General features: G+C 60.7%; 19 protein-coding genes and 2 pseudogenes. All 21 read right to left on the bottom strand.

Going from position 1 to position 19,583, the window contains the following annotated elements; translation table 11 throughout:
- Positions 1-124 precede the first annotated feature (124 nt).
- The 21 genes and pseudogenes from NKH71_RS03455 to fni all read right to left on the bottom strand — a co-directional run bounded on the left by NKH71_RS03455 (position 125) and on the right by fni (position 19,579).
- Entirely contained in the window at positions 125-469 is a 345-nt protein-coding gene (locus tag NKH71_RS03455; RefSeq protein ID WP_352894424.1) for a hypothetical protein, read from the bottom strand.
- Positions 469-837 (bottom strand): annotated as a pseudogene (locus tag NKH71_RS03460) (transposase); the annotation flags it as partial. The gene NKH71_RS03455 and the pseudogene NKH71_RS03460, both read right to left, overlap by 1 nt.
- 17 nt (positions 838-854) lie before the next feature.
- A pseudogene (locus NKH71_RS03465) lies at positions 855-1,777 on the bottom strand (1-aminocyclopropane-1-carboxylate deaminase); the annotation flags it as partial.
- A gap of 336 nt (positions 1,778-2,113) precedes the next feature.
- Positions 2,114-2,425: an exopolysaccharide production repressor protein gene (locus tag NKH71_RS03470; RefSeq protein WP_352894658.1), complete on the bottom strand. Its 312-nt coding sequence runs from the start codon at positions 2,423-2,425 to the stop codon at positions 2,114-2,116.
- 41 nt (positions 2,426-2,466) lie between these two features.
- Positions 2,467-2,784 carry a ferredoxin III, nif-specific gene (fdxB, locus tag NKH71_RS03475; protein WP_023722647.1) on the bottom strand — a complete coding sequence of 106 codons (318 nt, stop codon included), beginning with the start codon at positions 2,782-2,784 and terminating at the stop codon, positions 2,467-2,469.
- Positions 2,781-2,984 carry a CCE_0567 family metalloprotein gene (locus NKH71_RS03480; protein ID WP_352850828.1) on the bottom strand — a complete coding sequence of 68 codons (204 nt, stop codon included), beginning with the start codon at positions 2,982-2,984 and terminating at the stop codon, positions 2,781-2,783. Before NKH71_RS03480 ends, fdxB begins: the two co-directional genes overlap by 4 nt.
- A gap of 25 nt (positions 2,985-3,009) precedes the next feature.
- Complete coding sequence (locus NKH71_RS03485; protein WP_352894427.1) at positions 3,010-3,393, bottom strand: DUF269 domain-containing protein; 384 nt, start codon at positions 3,391-3,393, stop codon at positions 3,010-3,012.
- 438 nt (positions 3,394-3,831) lie between these two features.
- Complete coding sequence (locus NKH71_RS03490; RefSeq protein WP_352894430.1) at positions 3,832-4,980, bottom strand: TlpA disulfide reductase family protein; 1,149 nt, start codon at positions 4,978-4,980, stop codon at positions 3,832-3,834.
- A gap of 445 nt (positions 4,981-5,425) precedes the next feature.
- Positions 5,426-5,602 carry a hypothetical protein gene (locus tag NKH71_RS03495; RefSeq protein ID WP_352894660.1) on the bottom strand — a complete coding sequence of 59 codons (177 nt, stop codon included), beginning with the start codon at positions 5,600-5,602 and terminating at the stop codon, positions 5,426-5,428.
- 727 nt (positions 5,603-6,329) lie between these two features.
- A complete protein-coding gene (locus tag NKH71_RS03500) occupies positions 6,330-7,217 on the bottom strand; it encodes a universal stress protein (protein WP_352894662.1) in 888 nt (295 codons plus the stop codon).
- Positions 7,218-7,323: 106 nt separating this feature from the next.
- The gene (locus NKH71_RS03505; RefSeq protein WP_502900337.1) at positions 7,324-8,028 is read right to left on the bottom strand and encodes a response regulator transcription factor; all 705 of its coding nucleotides are present in this window, start codon (positions 8,026-8,028) and stop codon (positions 7,324-7,326) included.
- Between the two features lie 108 nt (positions 8,029-8,136).
- Entirely contained in the window at positions 8,137-8,616 is a 480-nt protein-coding gene (locus tag NKH71_RS03510; RefSeq protein ID WP_352894434.1) for a NifX-associated nitrogen fixation protein, read from the bottom strand.
- Between the two features lie 17 nt (positions 8,617-8,633).
- Complete coding sequence (gene nifX / locus NKH71_RS03515; protein WP_352894437.1) at positions 8,634-9,131, bottom strand: nitrogen fixation protein NifX; 498 nt, start codon at positions 9,129-9,131, stop codon at positions 8,634-8,636.
- The gene (nifN, locus tag NKH71_RS03520) at positions 9,097-10,479 is read right to left on the bottom strand and encodes a nitrogenase iron-molybdenum cofactor biosynthesis protein NifN (RefSeq protein WP_352894440.1); all 1,383 of its coding nucleotides are present in this window, start codon (positions 10,477-10,479) and stop codon (positions 9,097-9,099) included. Before nifN ends, nifX begins: the two co-directional genes overlap by 35 nt.
- Before the next feature lie 7 nt (positions 10,480-10,486).
- Complete coding sequence (gene nifE / locus NKH71_RS03525) at positions 10,487-11,977, bottom strand: nitrogenase iron-molybdenum cofactor biosynthesis protein NifE (RefSeq protein ID WP_352894442.1); 1,491 nt, start codon at positions 11,975-11,977, stop codon at positions 10,487-10,489.
- A 63-nt stretch (positions 11,978-12,040) separates the two neighbouring features.
- Positions 12,041-13,582, bottom strand: coding sequence for a nitrogenase molybdenum-iron protein subunit beta (nifK, locus tag NKH71_RS03530; protein WP_352894443.1), 1,542 nt, complete (start codon positions 13,580-13,582; stop codon positions 12,041-12,043).
- A gap of 127 nt (positions 13,583-13,709) precedes the next feature.
- On the bottom strand, positions 13,710-15,212 hold the full coding sequence (nifD, locus tag NKH71_RS03535; RefSeq protein WP_352894445.1) for a nitrogenase molybdenum-iron protein alpha chain: 1,503 nt from the start codon (positions 15,210-15,212) through the stop codon (positions 13,710-13,712).
- 98 nt (positions 15,213-15,310) lie between these two features.
- A complete protein-coding gene (gene nifH, locus NKH71_RS03540; protein WP_352894447.1) occupies positions 15,311-16,204 on the bottom strand; it encodes a nitrogenase iron protein in 894 nt (297 codons plus the stop codon).
- Positions 16,205-16,683: 479 nt separating this feature from the next.
- On the bottom strand, positions 16,684-17,940 hold the full coding sequence (locus tag NKH71_RS03545) for a type II toxin-antitoxin system HipA family toxin (RefSeq protein WP_352894663.1): 1,257 nt from the start codon (positions 17,938-17,940) through the stop codon (positions 16,684-16,686).
- The gene (locus NKH71_RS03550) at positions 17,915-18,241 is read right to left on the bottom strand and encodes a helix-turn-helix domain-containing protein (protein WP_502900338.1); all 327 of its coding nucleotides are present in this window, start codon (positions 18,239-18,241) and stop codon (positions 17,915-17,917) included. Before NKH71_RS03550 ends, NKH71_RS03545 begins: the two co-directional genes overlap by 26 nt.
- Before the next feature lie 288 nt (positions 18,242-18,529).
- On the bottom strand, positions 18,530-19,579 hold the full coding sequence (gene fni, locus NKH71_RS03555) for a type 2 isopentenyl-diphosphate Delta-isomerase (protein ID WP_352894666.1): 1,050 nt from the start codon (positions 19,577-19,579) through the stop codon (positions 18,530-18,532).
- Between the last annotated feature and the right edge of the window lie 4 nt (positions 19,580-19,583).

Raw genomic sequence — 19,583 nt, forward strand, 5'->3', positions numbered from 1 at the left:
TGGCATGAGACCAAAGTGTACCTGAAACCGCCGGGCCTTGCCTTCGCAAAATTACGATTTAAGCAATAAGATCAATGATTTGGCGTTTGTGGACGGAAACTAGACTAGCAGGCTGTTGAAGAAGTCAGGCTCTTTCGCAAACGAAGCCTGAATCGTCGGCGTTGTGGATGTAGATGCGGCCGACAAGGCGGCCTGCAGTGCCAAAGACAACCCGGCCGCGGCCACAGGCTGGGTCGTTCTCTTCATGCCCCTCCCACGAGAACTCCGCGCAGGCTGAGCCATCGCGGGTGCCATATCGGACATCGAGGAAGCCCTTGAGTGCGCCGAAGGCGATCTCGCCATCCGCCGAACCCTTGAATGTCAGATGCGCTTCCTCAACGAGATCGAGGAAGTCGTTATCCCAAACATCCATCTCGACGATGCGCCAGCGGCCGGGAAAGGCCTTGGCGAAGCCGGGAACCTTGGCCATCAGCCGGTCTCCGCCATGAGCTTTGGCAGTCGCACCAGATTGTAGGGCGCGGCTGCGAAGGTGAAGGCCCATCCGACACGGTCGCGGCCGCGGAACCTAGTCTTGTGCTGGCCCGCCACGACCTTGATCCAACCGAATGCCTCTTCGATGCGCTTCCTGATGCGCTGGCTGACAACATAGCCGCTATGCCGGGTGGTTCGCCCGTCGGTCGCGGAACTGCGGCCGCTCATGTTCTGCGCCACGTGCGGCGTCGCCCTCATCGAGCGTAGCTCATTGACGAAGTCTTCCGCGTCGTAGGCTTTGTCGGCGCCGAGCGTGATCGCCTGTGGCCGGTCGGCGCGAGGCTCGATCATGTGCAGTGCGGCTATTCATGTACGCGCCATCAACCTTTCTGGACGAGGTCGATCATCCCTTGCATCGATTTGCCCTCGTAGACGGGATCGGTAATTATACCCTCGAGCCGCGCACACAGGCGGATGGCCTCCTTGGTTTCCCCGGACGGAAGGCCGTAAACAGGGAGACGCGTACCCATCGAGCAACACCACGTCATCCTGGACGATTTCCGTGCAAGCTTGACGAGCTTCGCAGTGTCCCGGGCAATACTTAGCACCTGCGCTTGGTCTGGGCGGGGGTGGCGGAGGCATCGATACCGATCACGTTGCGCTGCCGACCGTCCTTGGCAAATCCGACGACCATGCCGGCATGCGTCGAGCCCGTGACCGTGCAAACGATGATGTAGTCGATGGCAAATCCAAGCTGTTTCTCCTAGGCGCGCACCTCCTCCGCGAACCCGACGTACCCAAGGCCGCCATATTTGTGAACTGAGGCCCCCGCCGGAATCGCGTAAGGCCTGCCGCCCCTTGATTTGACCTCATCGAGCGCTTGTTCCCAACTGCGGCGGATGCCGATGTCAAAGCCCTGGACGACCAGGTGCACCTCTGCTCCCATTATGCGGCTTAAGAGAATGTTGCCGATCCGGTCGTAGACGGCGTCCTCATGTGGTACCCAGCTCTCCTGGACCAGGAGAAATTTCATGCCGATCTTGGCGGCGACCGCGGCGACCATCCGCGTGGGGTTGGATTGCACACCCCCGATGGTGACGAGCGTATCAGCGTTTGACGCGATCGCGTCGGGGATGATGTATTCGAGCTTGCGCAGCTTGTTTCCGCCGAACGCGAGACCGGAGTTGCAGTCCTCGCGTTTGGCGTAGATTTCCACCTTGCCCCCCAGATGCTTGGCGAGGCGGTCGAGCTTCTCGATGGGCGTGGGTCCGAATGTGAGCGGATAGCGTTCGAACCTTTCCAGCATGTCTTCTCAGCAACACATGATCGCGTTGAATGAGCTATGCACCCAGTCAGTCCAAGAGGCGTGTTTGATTTGACGACAGCTGCGTTATGAGATGTTGCAGAAGAGCCTCATCATCATTTCCAGCGCCTCGCACGGAGACGAAGCAGCCCGCATCCCGGCGTGCTGCGACGGCTCTCATGCCTACGGAACCCAAATAGCTGCATCTCGCGCCATTAGACGTCCCGGGATGCGGTCACCTCCGCCCAAGTCAAGCACACCTGTTGTTGAATGATCAGCCCAATGTCCGTGGTTCATCGAAAGTGGCGTTAGCCTAAGCACTGACCTTGTCAAGGCCCCTCAAGGCAGCAGCAGCGATATGGCCAGCATTTGATCGCGCTGGAGCAAATCTGCGGATTCATTCGTCACCTCATCAAGGTCTGGTGGCTCGGATCCAACTTCCTTCCAACTGTCGAAATGCTCAGCCCTTTGGCCAGCTCGGCTAACGCAGCCAGACCGCCAGATCAGAAAGAGCACGCTTGCGAAATACGCCAGCTGAAGGAGGAGCGAACAAGTCAGCGTCGTGACGACTACTGTGGCTATGGAATGAGAAGCGAAGTAGACAGTCAGTGCGGTGCTGCACAGCACCAGCCCCAGGACGCGACAAAACATTCTAAAGGGCAACGCCGTTCTCCTGGTTTTGTCTTCTCAGCTCATGCTGCGACCTGGTCGGCCGCAACATGGGTCTGGCAGTTCTTCGGGCAGACGCGGCCGCAGGCTCCGCAGCCAATGCAGCGGCCGGCATGGTCGACGACCATGATCATGCGATTGAGCTCGCCGTCGAAATCGTCGTCTTCACCGTCGCAGGCGCCGAGGATTTCACCCGCGTCATCGACGCCGTAAAGATGCATGACCTCGCGCGAGCAGACCTTGAAACAGCGGCCGCAGCCGATGCACGTCGTGCCGTCTATAGCGGTGAGATATTCCGGCACCCATCCGGAGCCGTCGCGAGTGGTGAATGTGCTCGTCATCGTGACTTCTTCATTGCAGCGAGCTCTCTCCTGGCACTATCCAACTCGGCAAAAACGGCCGACGCTTCCTCGGCAACTTCCACTATCTCCGTCCATTTTCCCGGGAGCTTCTCTACGAGGTCGCTCAATTTCATCTTGGCAATTGCCGCGCGCAGCTGAAGCTTTCGGACTTTCTTCCTCATCTCATCTAGCTTTGACATAAATCCTTCCTCGAAATCGGTTTCTTCACGCCCGTGCCACGTCGGGATAGGCTTCAATGGCTGCAGTCGCATCGTCGACCAGTTTCGTACCGGCCTCCGCGAGCTTCCTGAACGTCTCGAAGCTGAACCGGTGGATGTCTCGACAGAGCGACCAACCGCCCGGCCGTAAAAAGCAATCGTCCGAAGCCCCCATGGGTTTCATCTCAATCATTGGCGGTGTCACCAGGCCAGAGCGCTCCTCGATCGCAAGCCCCACGGCGGTGTAAAACATGTCGAGCCTCCACAGCACGTCCGGATCGGGATCTCCGATGACAGGGATCGCACGGCGCTGTTTTCTGGTGACGGTGAAGTCGGCCAGCAGCGTGGGGTCCGATTTGCCTTTCCCACGAGCCGTAGGAGTCTTGAGCACGGATCAGCCGCACGAGGCATCTGACAGAAGGCATGGCAAGGGCCGCCTCGTCCTCGTTGATAGCCCGGCTGACCGCGGCATCAGACATTTCGCCTTCTCCTCATCTCAGTCCTCTTCCTCGAAGCACGATGTCTGTTTTCGGGGACGCCTACTTCGGGCAGACTTGCGCAGCCGGCGCCCGGCTCGGGGCGGCCGATTCCACGCAATGGATGTCCCAGTGGCCGACCTTGAACGCGTCCTCGAGTGCGAGGTCTTCCACCCCGGCCGGAATTCGCGTCGAGCATCGCTTCCGCCGTGATGCGGCCGGAGGTGATCGCAAGATTGGAGCCTCGAACCCGCTGCAAGCGATCCACACTGTGCTGCATGGAACCGACTTGCTGCGGCCGCGCCAGCGAAATGGACGAATTGGACAGTATACATTCCAACCGTCACCCCCTTTTACGGGCGGCGCTTTGACACCTTCGGCAAAAAATTCTTTTGCGGTGCCGCGCAGAGAGCGCCGTGACAAACCTTCTCATCCTTGTAGTTGGCCAAGGCCTGTAGCAACTCCGGTAGAAGGTGCTCCTTCAGTTCGTCAGGGATAGGCTCCGGACCGTCCAGCGACTTCAGTGCCAGCTCGACCAACTCGATCGCGCGATTTTTGTTGCCGCTCTCATGATAGTAACGAGCGACCGCCGGATAAGACCAGAACTTTGGGCTGTCGCCTTGCGGGGGATTGAGTGCCAGGATGTGTTCGGACAGCTCCTTGCCCATCGCGAAGCGCTCAGCAGATGGAAAGCGCGAATGATCATAGTTCGGCTGGAAGAGTTGCTCTAGCGCCGCGATCATCCAGTCCTCGGAGTTTCTGTCGATCGCGTCGCGAACCAATTGGTGCATGAGGGGCAAGCCGGTCCACATGTCGTGCATTTTGTGAAGCACCAGATTCGCATGAGCCAGGCGGAAATTGAGGTTGTCCGGCAACAAGGCAATGCCCTCTTCGATTGCCGAGCGCGCCGTCTTCCAATCCTCTGTCTTCACAGCCGCCCGAAATCTAGCATTGATCGGCTTCGTCAACGCTTGTTCGCGCGCTATGGGTTCGCTTTCGGCGATACGCTCCTTATCGGCGGCTTTCGCTTCATCGCTGGTGCGCCAGCTGCCGTTAAGGACTTTCGGCAAAACCTCATCGAGTTGCCCCGGATCACCGATGAAGGCGATGTGGCCGTCTCGGTCGACCACGAAACTGGTCGGAATCCAGAAAGAAAAGCTGGGCTCCATCCAAAGCTTTTTCATTTCGCCTGTGGAGTCGAACCCGATCCGAAAGTTCAGATTCGAGCACTTTTCGGTCAACCACGCGTCCAACTTGGTTTGGGCCTCGACGGCCGTTGGAGCATCTTCACTGGCCGCGACACCGACGACCTCAAGTCCGCTGTCCTTGTATTTCTCCTGGAGCTGCACCAGATGGGGCATCGCCGCCACACATGGTCCGCACCAAGTTGCCCAAAATTCGACGATATATACTTTGCCGGGTTGGAAGTTCGTGAGGGGCTCGCCACGCAGCCAGTTCTCCACTTGGATCGAAGGAGCCGGTGACTCCATCTGCAATACCATGTTGCTCTCCAAAACTATTGCCAAAGGCTGCGCGACTTTATGCGCGAGCTTGTTTCCCCCTCAGGAAGGGGCACACGGGTTCAAGCAAAGGAGAGTCACGCGCGTCTGCGTGCAACCAGCCTTCACTCAGTGTTGCCGCATCACACTTCGCAAAGGCCGTGCCAGCACGCTCAGCGGGCAGTAAGCGCATTAATGGCTTAGAAAAGCTCCAAGCCAAGCTGGCCGTTTGTATTGAAGTCGACATGTTTTCCTGCCGCTGTCTGGTTTTGGACACGCCTTTGGCGCTTCGGGCCGGCACGAAAGCCTGGCCACGGATGACTACACATGTATTCGGGCCGAGGGACGGGACCGAGCAGATGGACATCATGACTGCGTTGGCTGCCGCCAGGCCCGTCATCATCGTCCGCTTCACGCCACCGGCTTGAGCGTCTTGCCGTTCCGGCCCTCAGGCGGCAGCGGATCTCGCCATTTGCGATTGCAAAGGGCTGCTCCATCCGAGCGCGGCCTGTGCCCCCTCGCCCGTCTTGCGATTGAATTCCTGGCTGGTTGGAAATTTTTTCACGACGAAGCCGGTCCAGCTTCGGCTCGCCAATACCACCGTCGTCAGCTCGACGATTATGATCGTGGCGCCAGGATGAGTGCCGGCATGTGCGGCTGGTGAGCTCTCCGGGGTTCCTGCTTTCTGCCGATATTTTCTATGTTCCCTGTGCTCAGGCGCTGCAGGGACCGCCTGGTGCGAATGTGAGCGTTGTCGGAATTTTGACCAGCCTCAAGGCCGCTCGGTCGCCACGCGATTGGCCGGGCAGACAGAAAACACTGAAGACGCGGCCGTTCTCGCTGCTAACCCGGCTACCATCCCAGGCGATGACAACGTGATTGATGCCATCAATTCCCGCCGACTCCGGCAAGAGCCCGACCGTCCCGACTCGCAGTTGAGGGCCTCGGCCACGGCACGGTCATCGCGTTGTTCAGCTCCCGGCCAAAGTTGAGGAGATCGGGATAGCGCCCATGCGATGCCGCTACGGGTCCGAACTCGGCCTGCCGCGCTGAAACGACTCTCTTTCTTGACCTGACGCCGACCTGCGAAGCCCTGGTGTTGACTGTATTGAGGAGTGCCAATACCTCTGTCCAGCCGTTGGTCTCCGCACACGGATTAACTCAAGCGAGCAGCCCCGCGAACGCGCGCTATCAAACAGACGTCCGGGATGTACTCGGCGACGGCGCGTGCAGATTGGCTCCGAGAAGCTCGCGAAGCTTGCACGTTTGCCGCGATCCTTCTCCGACTTGGCATCAGGATAGTGACCCAGTGAGTAGAGTTTCGAACAGCGTCGGTGCTGCTTCAGAACCCGTCAGCGAGCCAAAAACAGCGGCAATGGCGGCTTGCCAACTATCCATCTCGTCACGCCGCCGAAGAGCCGCTCGCGCAGCCGACGATTGCCATAAGCGCCCATGACGATCATGTCGGCAGACATGTCGATTGCGTGCTGCGCGAGCACCGTGGCCGCCGGTTTGCCGGCGCTCGGCAGCCGGTCAACCGACACCCGGGCACCGTGCCGAGTGAGATAGGCAGCGATGTCGGCTCCGGGATCGGCGCCGTTTCTGTTGCATGTCGCCTCCGGATCGACCAGCGTGACACGAACGTCCTCAGCACCGCATAGGAGATCCAGCGCTTCGCGAACCGCGCGGGACGCCTCGACTCGCGAATCCCAGCCGACCAGCACGCGCCGCGGCGACAGGGTCGCCTCAGCGCCCTTTGGGACGAAAAGCACCGGCTTTCCCGTATCGAACAAGCTGCCGTTGATAGCAAAAGGTCCGAGCCTATCGTCGTTGAGAAGCGAGGGTCCGACGATTGTCAGGTCGGCGCAGAGCGCCCGTCTTCGCACCACCTCACCGATGATGGCCTCATCGCAGTAGTCGGTATCGACGTCATAGCAAAGCCACGTGGCTCTCAGCAGTGTCTGAATTTCCCTGGATGTTTTTTCCAGTCTGGCCATGTCCTGTGAAAATCTCTCGATCTGCCTAAACCGTTTGTCCAGTCTGGCGATGGCCTGTGCGCGTTGCCCAGGCCACTCGGGGATGCCATCGCCGAGCAGCGGAGAAGGCATAATGAGCGGCGGAGGCGACATCACCAGTACGGAAAGATACGCGCCGACTTCGGCACACAAGCTGGCAGCTGTCCTGACATCCTGATCGGAGTGGTCAGCTCCCGTCACACTGAGTACACTTCTGAAAGCCATTTGACTGCTTCTTTCTGAATATGTCGTACCTGTAGGCGCGTTTCGAGCCGCAAGATTTGCCCTCAGCACGACGGAGATGGGGGGTGGCACTACATCCGTTCGCTATTCAGCCGTCCGGCCACTCGAGCGAGTAGCCGGCCGACCTGACGGTACGAATGACGCTGGAGGGGGAGGCCGCCTTCAGAGCCCTTCTGAGCCGGCTGATATGGACATCCACGGTGCGTACACCGACATGGATATTGGGCGGCCAGGCCGCGCTGATCAGCTCGTCTCTGGTGAAGACCTTGCCGGGAGTCTCAAGCAAAAGCCGCAGCAGGTTGAACTCGATCGGCCCAAGGTGGACTTCGTGGCCATTGCCCCGAACCCGGTGGGCATCGAGCCTTATCTCAAGGTCGCCACAGGAGATCCATCCGCCGTTTTCAATCCCGTTTGAACCCGGCTTCGGCAGCGCCAGCTTCGTTCGTAGACAGTCGAGCAGCTTGGCCGGCGCGAAGGGCCGCATAAAGCTCTCGTCAATACCAGCCTTCAAGAGATCCAGGTGCTGGTTCTCGGCGCCGGGCGCGATCAGCGCAATTACGGGCAGGCCGCCGGTCCGGGGCTCCCCCTTGAACCGGGCGCAGATTGTGGAGCCTGTCGCGCTTGTTGGCTGGCAGTCCAGCACCACGGCCTTCGGCTCCCGTTCACTGGCCAATGCAAGCGCCTCCTCCACGCCGCCGGCCAGTTGAATCGTGAAGCCGTCCACCTCCAGAATGTGGCTGTGGACCAGATAGAACTCCGGATCCTGCGAACAGATCAGGACCAGTGGCTTCATCAGCGCTACCCCAAGAACCACATCGGCCTCGACAGCCTCGATTGAGAGGGCTGGCCATCGCATGTCCTCAAGGCCTGACATGATCCCCTTGATCGAAAATCAGTTCCATCACGCCCGCGCCACCTCGGGATGAACCTCAATGGCTGCGGTCGCATCGCCGGCCAGTTTGGTACCGGCCGCGGCCAGTTTCAGGAACGTCTCGAAGCCGAACCGGTGGACGTCGCGCAGGGTCTTCGACAGAACGACCAACCGCCCGGCCGTGAAAAGCACGCGCCCGAAGCCCTCATGGCTCATCTCCATCATCGGCGATGCCATGAGGCCGCAGCGCTCCTCGATCGCAAGCCCGACGGCGGTGTAAAACATCTCGAGCCTCCACAGCACGTCCGGATCGGGATCGCCGATGATCGGGATCGCACGGCGCTGTTCCCTGGTGATGATGAAGTCGCCCAGCAGCTCGGCGTCCGATTTGCCTTCCCAAGACCCGTGCGAATCATGAGCCCGGACCAGCCGCACGAGACATTTCACGAACGGTGTGGCAAGGGCCGCCTCGTCTTCGGCGACATCAGGGCTAACCACGGCGTCAGACATTTCGCCAACTCCTCATTTCAGTCCTCGTCCTCGAAGGACGGTTTGTGTTCAGCGACACCTGCCTGCGTCAGCACCTTGCGCAGCCAAGGGGGAGGACACGTCCTGAGCATCATCTGCGTGCGCAACAGCACCTCCTGGATGGTTTGGGGGTGCGGCACTTTGATCGGATGAATTTTTGCCGAAACAACCTTGGCTGCCGAAGGCCCTCCGATCGCCAGGCAAAACAGGAGATGACAGCCCTTCAGCGCCTCCACCTTCGGGGTGATGCGGTCGTCGCCCTCAGTCCGATGCTTCCCGCTCTCGTCGGAAACGTCATCGAAGGCTACGGCTTCAACGAGTTTCCACTCCTCGCGTCCCACGTCGTAGACAGCAAAGCGCCTGGCCGAACCGAAATGGGCGTTGAGGTTCTTCATGTCCTGCGTGGCGATCGCCACGCGCAATGCGCCGGCTTGGCGTTCCGGTCTCAGTGCGTGAACCTCGTCAGTGACGAGCGAGAGGCGGCGGACGGGGGCCATCTGGCGTTTCTCGCTTGCGGAGGGGATCAAGTTCTTCAGGTGTCGGCGCCTGCCAGTTAGACTGGAAAATATTGGCAACCTCGAAAACCAGGTCGCGGGTCCCCTGGTAGAGGATTGTGAGCTTGTGCTGGCTGCCGAGCCGATCGAAGATCGGGAAGCCGACCCGCATGAGCGGAATGCCGAGGCGCTGCGCCGCCTGGTAGCCATGGGAATGGGTGACGAGAAGATCAGCGTCGGCGCCAAGAGCTTCCAAATCGCCGAGATCGCCGATCTGAACCGACTGCGCCGGTACTTCCTCCAAAATTTTCGACATAGCGGTCGTGGTGACCGCCGCGGTGATTTCGGAGCCCATTCCGATGAAGAAGCTCGCGAGTTGGTAGAGTTGGTCTGGTTCAGCAGCGATCGCAATTTTCTTGCCTCCAAAGTGGAAATGTCCGTCGAGCAAGGCGTCTTGCAACTGCGCCCGGCGACGGCGCACCCCAGCCGGCGCCCCCGCGCCCGAAACCGCAGAGAGAAGCGAGACGAACCTGTCGGCGTCCTTCAATCCAGTCAGCGACCGGAACAGCACGTAAGGCACGCCGGTCAACCTCTGGAGCAGCTCGGCCGGGCGGCGCATATGCTCACCGATGACGATGCATTGCTCGGCCGTGCCAAGTTCACGGATATCCTCGACACTGGTGCCGCCATAGGTGGTCGTGACCCAGCGGTCGGGCACCGTCCCGTCGAGCGAGCCGGAGACGTCCGGCAGAATCACGGGCTTCAGTCCGAAGCTTTCAACCATCTCACGCAAATGCTCGATATCAGCCACAGTGAGGTTCCAGCCAGGCAGGATCACGATCTTCTTCGACTGCCGCGCCTGCTCGCCAGGCCGCGTAATCCTTTCGATCATCGCGGTGACCGCCTTGGCCCAACCCTCTTCTATCGCACCGTCGAAATCCGGTGTGTTGGCTAGCACCACCTCCGTACCCGCGAGTTCTTCCCTGCGCTTCAGCCTGATATTGGCGATGTCTCCTGCGCAGTCTTCGCCCCGGGTTTCCACCAGCGCCGTCGTGCAGACCCCGATCAGCGTTGGCTTTGTGCGGGCCTTGAGGTTGAGGATCGCCTCTTCCAGATGGTCTGCACCGCCGAGGATCGTCGCCACCTCGTCCATCGCCGTGGTCTGCAAGGGGATGGCTTCCTTGAAGTGCCGCACGAAGAGCACGAGCGCGAAGCTGGTGCAGCCTTGGCTGCCGTGGAACAACGGCATTGCGCCGTCCACACCAAGGAAGGCGAAGGCGGCACCGAGCGGCTGCGACGACTTCAGCGGATTGATCGCCGCCGCTTTGGTCTGGGGAAGGATGCGGACCATCGTTTCCTCAACACTCGCCGAAATCGTCGGCCGTCGTGCCGGTGAATTCCTGGACAACATGCAAGGTCGTGGTCTCCTTTTTCGTGCGCGGCAGTTCCTCCCTCACCGCACACTGGCAATCCCATGGTGCCGGCTCCCGCACCTGGCGCCAGATCGGGTTATGAATGGCGAGGTCGATCTGGCGTACGAGTTCCACCATGCCGTCATAGCCGGCGTAAGGGTGTTGGCGCTCCTGGTTGATATCGAGCCAGGGTGTCTTGGCCTTCAGCGCGATGAATTGCGTGCGCCCGCCCGACAGCATGATATCGGCCTTCTGTTCTGAGAGCATGGCGTAAAGCTCGCGCGGCGCCATCTGCTCGAATATGTGGTTGTCGTCCTTGAGGATCTGCTTGATGCGCTCCTTGTCTTGGACAGTCGACTTCTTGACAGAGGTGCCGACGATCTCAATGCCGATCTCCATCAGCGCATGGACGACCGACCAGGACTTGACACCGCCGGTGTTGAGCAGCACGCGCTTGCCTTCGAGCCTCGGCCGGTAGGCCGCGAGCTTCTTCCAGGCGATCGCCTCCTGCTCTGCAATCAATGCCTCGGTGCGGCCCAGGATCTCCGGATCGGCACCCTTCTTTACGAGCAACTGAGAGATCTGTCGGAGCGCTTCCGAGGTGTCGGTGATGCCGTAGAAGGAGCCCTCGAAAAACGGGATGTCCCAGCGCTGCTCCATCTTGCGGGCGAGATTGATGAGCGCGGTCGAGCACACCATCATAGCCGCCCCGGCGCGGTGCGCGGAAGCAATGTCGAGGTAACGCGCGTCGCCCGGAATACAGGCGCGCACCCGGATGCCGAGCCTATCAAGGAGCGGCTTCACCAGCCAGAATTCGCCCGAGAGGTTGAACTCGCCAAGGACATTGATGTCGTAAGGGCCGGCATCGTCGGGCTCCACCGTGCCGATGACATGATCAAGCAGCGCCTCGCCGGCAAGCTTGTTGCCGAGATTTTTGGAGCCGACGAAGCCCGGCGCATTGACCGGCACGACTGGAAGGCCGAACTTTTCCGCCGCGCGCTTGCAGACGGCGTTGATGTCGTCGCCGATCAGCGCCGTAACACAGGTCGGATAGACGAAGATCGCCGGCGGCCCATACGCTTCCTTGATCTCGCGGATCGCTTTGAAAAGCTTGCGCTCGCCCTGCCCCATCACCACGTCGAGTTCGGTGAGGTCGGTCGTGAAGCTCGTGCGCCAAAGCGTTGGCCCGGACGAAGCCGCACCGCGGTTGTCCCAGGAATTGCCCTCACAGGCGAGCGGCGCATGGATCAGGTGCGCGACGTCGGTGATCGGCTGCAGCACGATCTTGGCGCCGTCGAAGGCGCAACCGCCGGCAGCCGCCCCGGGGGTCAGCGGCTTCGAACAGCCCTCCTTGCGCGTCTTGGCGTCCTTGCCGCGGTTCTGCTCGCAGGCGGGCTCGTTGAAGACATCCTGGATCTTGGCACTGAACGAGGACATTGCGTCGATCTCCAAAGTCCATGGGGAAGACGACCGGCCTCACCGAAGAGCCGGCTCCCACTCTTAGCGGGTGAGGTCATACGAATAGTCCGTCACGCCTGTCTCGCTTGTCTCGCGATCGAGCTTGTCGAAGATCTTGTCGAGGATCGTCGTTAGGACGCGCAACCCGCCTTGGTAGCCCATAAGCGCAAACCGATGGTGATGATGGCGGTCGAAGATCGGAAACGTCAGCCGGATCAGCGGCGTGCCGGTGTCCCGCTCCAGATACTTGCCATAGGAATTGCCGATCAGCAGGTCCACCGGCTCGGTGAAGAGCAGCGAGCGCATCGCCCAGAGGTCCTTGCCCGCCCAGACTTGAGCGTCCTTGCCGAAGGGCGAGGATGCAAGCAGTTCCTTCAACTCGGCTTCCCATGCCGAGGTGCCGTTGGTGGCGAGGCAATGGGTCGGCTCGCCGCCCGTCTCCATGATGAAGCGGGCCATGGCGTAGACAAAGTCAGGATCGCCGTAGATGGCGTATTTCTTCCCGTGCAGCCAGGATTGGCTGTCCGCCATGGCGTCAACAAGTCGGCCGCGCTCCAGGCGGATTGCCTCGGGGATTTGCTTGCCTGAGATCGCGGAGACCTCCATCAGGAAGTCGTCGGTGGCCTGGACTCCGAGCGGGTAATGGAACGAGGCAGTCGCCTGCCCTACCCCCTCGCAATACTCCAGTGTTTTTCGGGTGTTGTAATGCTGTAGCGAAAGTGTCGCCTCGGCGTTGAGTGCCTTCCTCACGTCTTCGATCTTTGTGCCGCCGTCGTACATGCGGTATTCGCCGTCCGACGGCGTGTCGAACTGGTCAGAGGCGTCTTGGATGAAGGTATAGGACACGCCTATCAGATCGAGCAGGCGTTTGACTTCCCGATTGTTGCCGACACAGAAGCCGTCGAAGCCCGGAATGATGTTGATAGTTCCCTCGGCTTCCGTTCGCTCCTCGCCCTTCCAGAAATGCTCCAAAATGCCCTTGACCGCAACGTCATAGCCGTCGACATGGCTGCCGACAAAGGCCGGCGTGTGGGCGAAGGGCACGTCGAAGTCGCGCGGGACCGAGCCTTCGTCCTTGGCGTTCTCGATGAAGCTGTGCAGGTCGTCGCCGATGACCTCCGCCATGCAAGTGGTCGAGACGGCGATCATCTTCGGGTCGTAAAGTTGGTACGTGTTGGCGAGCCCGTCGACCATGTTCTTCAGGCCACCAAACACTGCCGCGTCCTCGGTCATCGAGGAGGAAACTGCCGAAGCAGGCTCCTTGAAATGGCGCGACAGGTGCGAGCGGTAATAGGCCACGCAGCCCTGGCTGCCGTGGACGAAGGACATGGTTCGCTCGAAGCCCGCGGCCGCGAACACCGCGCCGAGCGGCTGGCAGGCCTTGGCGGGGTTCACGACAAGCGCTTCGCGAGCGAGGTTCTTTTCGCGGTATTCCCACGTCTTGGTGAATTCGCGTTGGTCGGTAACGACCTGGTCCGGGTGCGGACATTCGAAATTCAGCCTCTTCTCGGCGAGCATTTGCCTATATTCCGGCTCGCGGAACAGCGGCGCGTGGTCGAGAACTTTTTCAGCCGACTGCGGCATGGGTGGTTACCTCTTCTCCATCTGGCTCGCTATACGGCGGCACAGGGACGTCGAAACGTTTCAGGTCTCCCGCGGACAAAGGGCCACAGGCGTTCAACGGCCTCCCGGCTTCCGGGAGGCCAGGTTTTCATTCGGCTGCGATCGCCGCCGACGGCTCGGCTTCTTTCTTCCAGGGGGCGTCGTAGAGGTTCCAGACCGGGTTGTTGATGGCCAGATCCATGTCGCGGGCGAAGATGGCGAAGCCGTCGTAGCCGTGGTATGGGCCGGAATAATCCCAGGAATGCATTTGACGGAACGGTATGCCCATCTTCTGGACCGGGTACTTTTCTTTGATGCCGGAGCCAACGAGATCAGGACGGATCCCCTCGATGAACTTCTCCAGCTCGTAACCAGTCACGTCGTCATAGATCAGCGTGCCCTTCTTCACGTAATGGCCGGTACGCTGATAGTCGTCGTTATGGCCAAATTCATAGCCAGTGCCGACGATCACCATGCCCAGATCCTCATATGCCGTGACGACGTGACGGGGGCGCAGCCCGCCGACATAGAGCATCACCGTCCTGCCTTCGAGGCGCGGCCGGTATTTAGCGATGACGGCATCGACCAACGGCCGGTATTTGGCGATGACCGCCTCGGCCTTGGCCTCGATTTCCGGCCCGAAATGCTTGGCTATCTTGCGCAGAGAGGCTTCGGTCTGGGAGGGGCCGAAGAAATTATACTCCATCCAGTCGATGCCATACTTTTCCTCCATGTGCCGGCAGATGTAGTTCATCGACCTGTAGCAATGGATGAGATTGAGCTTGGCCTTCGGCGCGCGCTCTATTTCGGCCAGCGTAGCGTCGCCCGACCAGTTGCCGACCACGCGCAGGCCCATCTCCTCGAGCAGGATGCGCGAAGCCCAGGCGTCGCCGCCGATGTTGTAGTCGCCGATCACATTGACATCGTACGGGCTGGCCTCGAACTCGATGTCCTTCTTCTCGAACACCCAGTCGCGGATCGCATCGTTGGCGATGTGGTGGCCGAGCGATTGCGAGACGCCGCGGAAGCCCTCGCAGCGCACCGGCACGATCGTCTTTTCGTGCTCCTTGGCCTTGTTGCGGGACACAGCTTCGGTGTCGTCGCCAATCAGGCCAATCGGACATTCGGATTGCACGGTGACGCCCTTGTTCAGCGGAAACAGTTCCTCGATCTCGTCGATGACCTGTTCCAGCTTCTTGTCGCCGCCGAAAACAATGTCCCTCTCCTGGAAATCGGAGGTGAACTGCATTGTCACGAACGTGTCGATGCCCGTCGTGCCAACGTAGTAGTTGCGGCGTTGCGACCAGGAATATTGCCCGCAGCCGACCGGGCCGTGCGAGATATGGACCATATCCTTGACTGGACCCCACACCACGCCTTTCGAGCCGGCATAGGCGCAGCCGCGAATCGTCATCACGCCCGGAATGGACTTGATGTTCGATTTGACCTCGCATTCGGAAAGGACCTCGCTTTCCTCGCCAGCCTCGTCGCCGCTCTTTGCGACGCTCAGGTGCTTTTTGCGGCGCTTCGCCGCCTTGTCAGGATATTGCGACAGCACCTCCTCGATAAGCTTCGCATGGAGGGCGCCGTCATTCTCGTATTCCAGGCTCATGGGACCCCTTTCAAGGTTCAGGGTGACGCCTCACCAACGAGGCGCCGTTCTTTGAAAGGCGCGCCAGGTCAAGGCCGCGCCTCGTTCGGCAGCGGTCGTTACTGTGCGACCGCCTTGGCCGCTTCCTTGACCTGAAGCTCGGCAAGCATCTGCTCGTCAGTCTTCATGATGCCGAAGTCGAGCAGCATGTCCTCGAGCTCCTCCATGGTGATAGGGGTGGGGATGGTGCCCTGGCCCGAATTGGCATGGATCTTCTCGGCCAACGCCCGGTATTCCCCGGCCTGCTTGGAGTCCGGCGCATATTGAATGACAGACATCTTCCTGAGTTCGGCGTGCTGGACGATGTTGTCGCGCGGCACGAAGTGGATAAGCTTGGAATTGAGCCTGGAAGCCAGCGCTTCGGCGAGGTCGAGCTCGCGATCGGTTTGGCGCTCGTTGCAGATCAGGCCGCCGAGCCGCACGCCGCCCGAATGGGCGTATTTCAGGATGCCCTTGGCGATGTTGTTGGCGGCATAGAGCGCCATCATCTCGCCGGACATGACGATATAGATTTCCTGGGCCTTGTTCTCGCGGATCGGCATCGCGAAACCGCCACACACCACGTCCCCGAGCACGTCGTAGGAGACATAGTCGACATCGTCGTAGGCGCCGTTCTCCTCGAGGAAGTTGATCGAGGTGATTACGCCGCGGCCGGCGCAGCCGACACCCGGCTCGGGACCGCCCGACTCCACGCATTTAATGCCTTTGTAGCCGACCTTGAGCACGTCCGCGAGTTCCAGGTCTTCCACCGAACCTTCCTCGGCCGCGAGGTGCAGGACCGTATCCTGCGCCTTCGCGTTCAGGATCAGGCGGGTGGAGTCGGCTTTGGGGTCGCAGCCGACGATGAGGATTCTCTGCCCGAGATCGACGAGGGCGGCGAGCGTATTTTGAGAGGTGGTGGACTTGCCGATGCCGCCCTTGCCGTAAAAGGCGATCTGACGCAAACCTGACATGTAGCTTTCCTTCCTTCGTTCCATTCATCGCGGCTGCCGCGACATGAATGCCGTCGGGCAGCTGTCGCCGCCTCGCACCCAAGGATTTCAAGACTCGTGCCAATTTGGCTGATCGAACCGAAGAAGTTTTCATGGTTGCTTTTCAGGGATTTAGCTTGAGGCCAAAGAAAGGATCGGCGGAACAAGCCGTGTAGCGGACCCGACAATGGCGACACAAAGCGTCGGATCGCGATCCTCAGTCACCGCATTCGTTCGAACCGCATCGTTGTGGTGAGGTGGGCGAACATCATCTCGACCCTAGCGTTAATTGCGGGGATGCTGCGAAGTCTTCTGTTCCGGCGAGCTGACGTGCTTGGTCTCGCGTGTCCTCATCGAACCTGCGCGGAATCTGCGCGCCGCTGGCATACCATCGATCCACGGCATCCATCCGGAGCCACGGGCGACAATTCCGCCATTTCACCAACCCAAGGCGACGCGGCTCACTTATCGGCGCAGGAGTTCAGTATCGGCGTCATCGCCTTGACATGTTCGTCAATCCGCTCAAGCACTTTCGCCGCGACAACGTCGCGCTCAGGCAGATGCCACCAGTGCTCATTGACGAGTTCGACGGTCTCGACCACTGCCTTCAGGACTGCCGGCTCCGGAAGCCTTGCGCGGTTCGCAAATGCCTTCCATCGCGGTGCTGCTAGCGCCTTGAACGAGCGCTCCCCTCCAAGCGAAAGCGCCATGGCGTCGGCGGGAATATATGGCACGGTCGACAAAACATCGTAGGTTGGTGCAAGCACCGGCTTGTCGCCGTTACCGGGATAAATCAAAGACCAGTTCTTCAGGTGCATGTCGCCATTGCCGGTGATGACCGTCAGCACCAGGCGGCGGACGAATTCGAGAGCCGCCGTTGTCGAGACGGCCACGCCAAGGGCCGAGGCTATGTCATGGTAAGCAGCGCCCTTGTATTTGCGCGAGGGATAGACACCGAAGACCTGAGCAAAATCCTCAATGTGAATCCTATCGCCATCGGCGCCGCGATCGAAACGTTTGACGAGAAGGACCTTGCCCACCGACAGCGTGTTGAATTCTTCGGGAACGCCCTCAAAATCGGACTTCTCGACCAGTTCGCATTCGGGCACCTCCATGCCGATTGCTGCCGCCAGCGCCAGGTTGGCGAATCCATTTTCGGAAACGCCTGGAAACGCCGTCGAAGGGAACTTGGCGATGTACCGGCCTTGCTCGTCGTCCATCGGCAAGGTCAGGCCGCCGCCTTTTCCAGTGTTCTTCATGACCGACAGCTTCATCTGCACGCCGGCAAGTGAGAACCGTGCCTTGGGCTTATCCTTTGAAGCATCCTGCGAAACCGCAATCGCGCCGTCACTGGGCAACGCCCGTACGGCTCCCGGCAGATCGGCGCCCAGCGCCGCTAAGAGATCGAAATCATTGCCTGGCCGCACATTGCCTTCATGGTGCTTTTCCATCGCCTCGCGCAACTTCTCTTCCGGCAGAAGGTTCGCGAAAAAAGCGGGTAAGGCGCCCGCCAGAGGCTTCGGATCTTTCCGCAATCCTCCCGTCGCTGCCCGGAACGACAGGCTGACAACCGGAAAGCCGCCCGTCGCGCGGTAGGCCTCATCGAAGTTGAATGCATTGAAATCGCCCGGCGTCCTAACGATTGTGCCGATCTTCAGTGCGTTCAAGAGCACGTCCAGGGACTGGGTCGTCTTAGGTGCGCGAAAGACTGGAGCCATGATCGTCATCGTCAGGTTGAGGAACAAAGGCGGGGCGATCGTCATCATGCGGACGCAATAGAGCCCGGACAGCCGGCACCATGACTTGCGGAACCAGCATCATTTCCAGACCGAGCGCGCGAGCGACATTTATGAGCGTCGTCGCACGCGCCGCTGCGGCTCCCTTTTCGATGTCGCGATAGCGGGGACGGGATATACCCGCCAAATCAGCGACCTGCTCCTGCGTCATGGCAGCCGCCAGCCTCGCCTGGCTGAAAAGCCCACCGATTTCGCGCAGAATTTCCGATTCAGACTCCACCATGATACTTATACGATCCATTCCAATGCCCGATGATACTGAAAGGTATCTCACCCAACGAGCAACTCAAATCTTTAATGATCTGTTCGCGTATCATACATGAAGATAATGATATGCAAAGAGATCATTGTTCATTCGAGGATCTCCCAGGCTTTAGCGCAGCACATCGAACGGCGTTCCTCCGAGAACAGCTGCCATGGCCACCGCCACTTCAGCGAATGGCTAGTTTAACCTCAGCGCCGATGCGCCCGACGGTGGCCCTATGAATGCGAAAGAGACGCGACCCCGGCATCAACCGGCGGGCAGATGCGCCGAAGGCACCAAGCGCGCCTGACGCAACGCCGCCAGATCAGCCGAGCCGGTGCAGAAGCAGGCGACGGCCAACTGGCGGATGACGATCTCGAAATGCGCGACAACCGCCTCGGTGGATACCGTAGCCGCGCGCAGCACGCCGGCCGCCTGCCCGACGATGTCCGCGCCCAGGCGGATAGCCTTGGCCACGTCAACGCCGTCGCGGATCCCGCCCGACGCGATCAGCTTCACCGTTGGCAGCGCCCGACGTACCGCCTGCACGCTGGCCGGGGTCGGAATCCCCCAATCGGCGAACGCCATCGCCACTGCACGGTCCGCTGCATCGCGGGCGCGCTCGCCCTCCACCGCGGCCCAACTGGTGCCGCCGGCGCCGGCGGCATCGATCACCGCCACGCCCGCCTCGACGAGCGCACAGGCCACCGAGGCGGACAGGCCCGACCCCACTTCCTTGGCCACGATCGGCACGCCCACCCTGCGCGCGGCGCGAGCGATCTGCGCCAGGACGCCGCGCCAGTCGCGGTCGCCTTCCGGCTGTACCGCTTCCTGCAGCGGATTGAGGTGGACGATGAGACCATCGGCCTCCAGCGCATCCACCGCCCGGCGCGCCAGGTCCAGGCCGTCGGCCTCGCGCAGTTGCGCGGCGCCGATATTGGCCAGCAAGGGAATGTCTGGGGCTAGGCGGCGCAGCGCGCGCGTCAGCCCCTGGGAGTTGCGGGATTGCAGGCTCACGCGCTGCGAACCGACGCACATGGCGATCCCCAAGGCTTGCGCTGCCTCGCTCAGATGCCGGTTGATGACCTCGGCGCGTGGCATGCCGCCGGTCATGGAGCTGATCAGCAGCGGCGCGCGCATGGTCTTGCCCAGCAGCGAGGCGCGCAGGTCGATCTGCGTCAGGTCCAAATCGGGCAATGCGCAGTGTTCGAAACGGATGTACTCCCAGCCGGCGGCGACCGTGGCCGGCGCCGTTCGCCGATCCAGCACGATGTCCAGATGGTCGTCCTTGCGCCGGCTCAGGGCGGTGTCGCTCATGCTC

Source organism: Mesorhizobium sp. M0983 (assembly GCF_040318975.1).
Classification (GTDB): Bacteria; Pseudomonadota; Alphaproteobacteria; order Rhizobiales; family Rhizobiaceae; genus Mesorhizobium.

Bases quoted from the DNA above. Each gene is read 5' to 3' on its own strand.
- NKH71_RS03455 (WP_352894424.1), bottom strand. From the start codon at position 469: ATGGCCAAGGTTCCCGGCTTCGCCAAGGCCTTTCCCGGCCGCTGGCGC.
- NKH71_RS03470 (WP_352894658.1), bottom strand. From the start codon at position 2,425: ATGTTTTGTCGCGTCCTGGGGCTGGTGCTGTGCAGCACCGCACTGACT.
- fdxB (WP_023722647.1), bottom strand. From the start codon at position 2,784: ATGACGAGCACATTCACCACTCGCGACGGCTCCGGATGGGTGCCGGAA.
- NKH71_RS03480 (WP_352850828.1), bottom strand. From the start codon at position 2,984: ATGTCAAAGCTAGATGAGATGAGGAAGAAAGTCCGAAAGCTTCAGCTG.
- NKH71_RS03490 (WP_352894430.1), bottom strand. From the start codon at position 4,980: ATGGTATTGCAGATGGAGTCACCGGCTCCTTCGATCCAAGTGGAGAAC.
- NKH71_RS03500 (WP_352894662.1), bottom strand. From the start codon at position 7,217: ATGGCTTTCAGAAGTGTACTCAGTGTGACGGGAGCTGACCACTCCGAT.
- NKH71_RS03505 (WP_502900337.1), bottom strand. From the start codon at position 8,028: ATGAAGCCACTGGTCCTGATCTGTTCGCAGGATCCGGAGTTCTATCTG.
- NKH71_RS03510 (WP_352894434.1), bottom strand. From the start codon at position 8,616: ATGTCTGACGCCGTGGTTAGCCCTGATGTCGCCGAAGACGAGGCGGCC.
- nifX (WP_352894437.1), bottom strand. From the start codon at position 9,131: ATGGCCCCCGTCCGCCGCCTCTCGCTCGTCACTGACGAGGTTCACGCA.
- nifN (WP_352894440.1), bottom strand. From the start codon at position 10,479: ATGGTCCGCATCCTTCCCCAGACCAAAGCGGCGGCGATCAATCCGCTG.
- nifE (WP_352894442.1), bottom strand. From the start codon at position 11,977: ATGTCCTCGTTCAGTGCCAAGATCCAGGATGTCTTCAACGAGCCCGCC.
- nifK (WP_352894443.1), bottom strand. From the start codon at position 13,582: ATGCCGCAGTCGGCTGAAAAAGTTCTCGACCACGCGCCGCTGTTCCGC.
- nifD (WP_352894445.1), bottom strand. From the start codon at position 15,212: ATGAGCCTGGAATACGAGAATGACGGCGCCCTCCATGCGAAGCTTATC.
- nifH (WP_352894447.1), bottom strand. From the start codon at position 16,204: ATGTCAGGTTTGCGTCAGATCGCCTTTTACGGCAAGGGCGGCATCGGC.
- NKH71_RS03545 (WP_352894663.1), bottom strand. From the start codon at position 17,940: ATGGCTCCAGTCTTTCGCGCACCTAAGACGACCCAGTCCCTGGACGTG.
- NKH71_RS03550 (WP_502900338.1), bottom strand. From the start codon at position 18,241: ATGGTGGAGTCTGAATCGGAAATTCTGCGCGAAATCGGTGGGCTTTTC.
- fni (WP_352894666.1), bottom strand. From the start codon at position 19,579: ATGAGCGACACCGCCCTGAGCCGGCGCAAGGACGACCATCTGGACATC.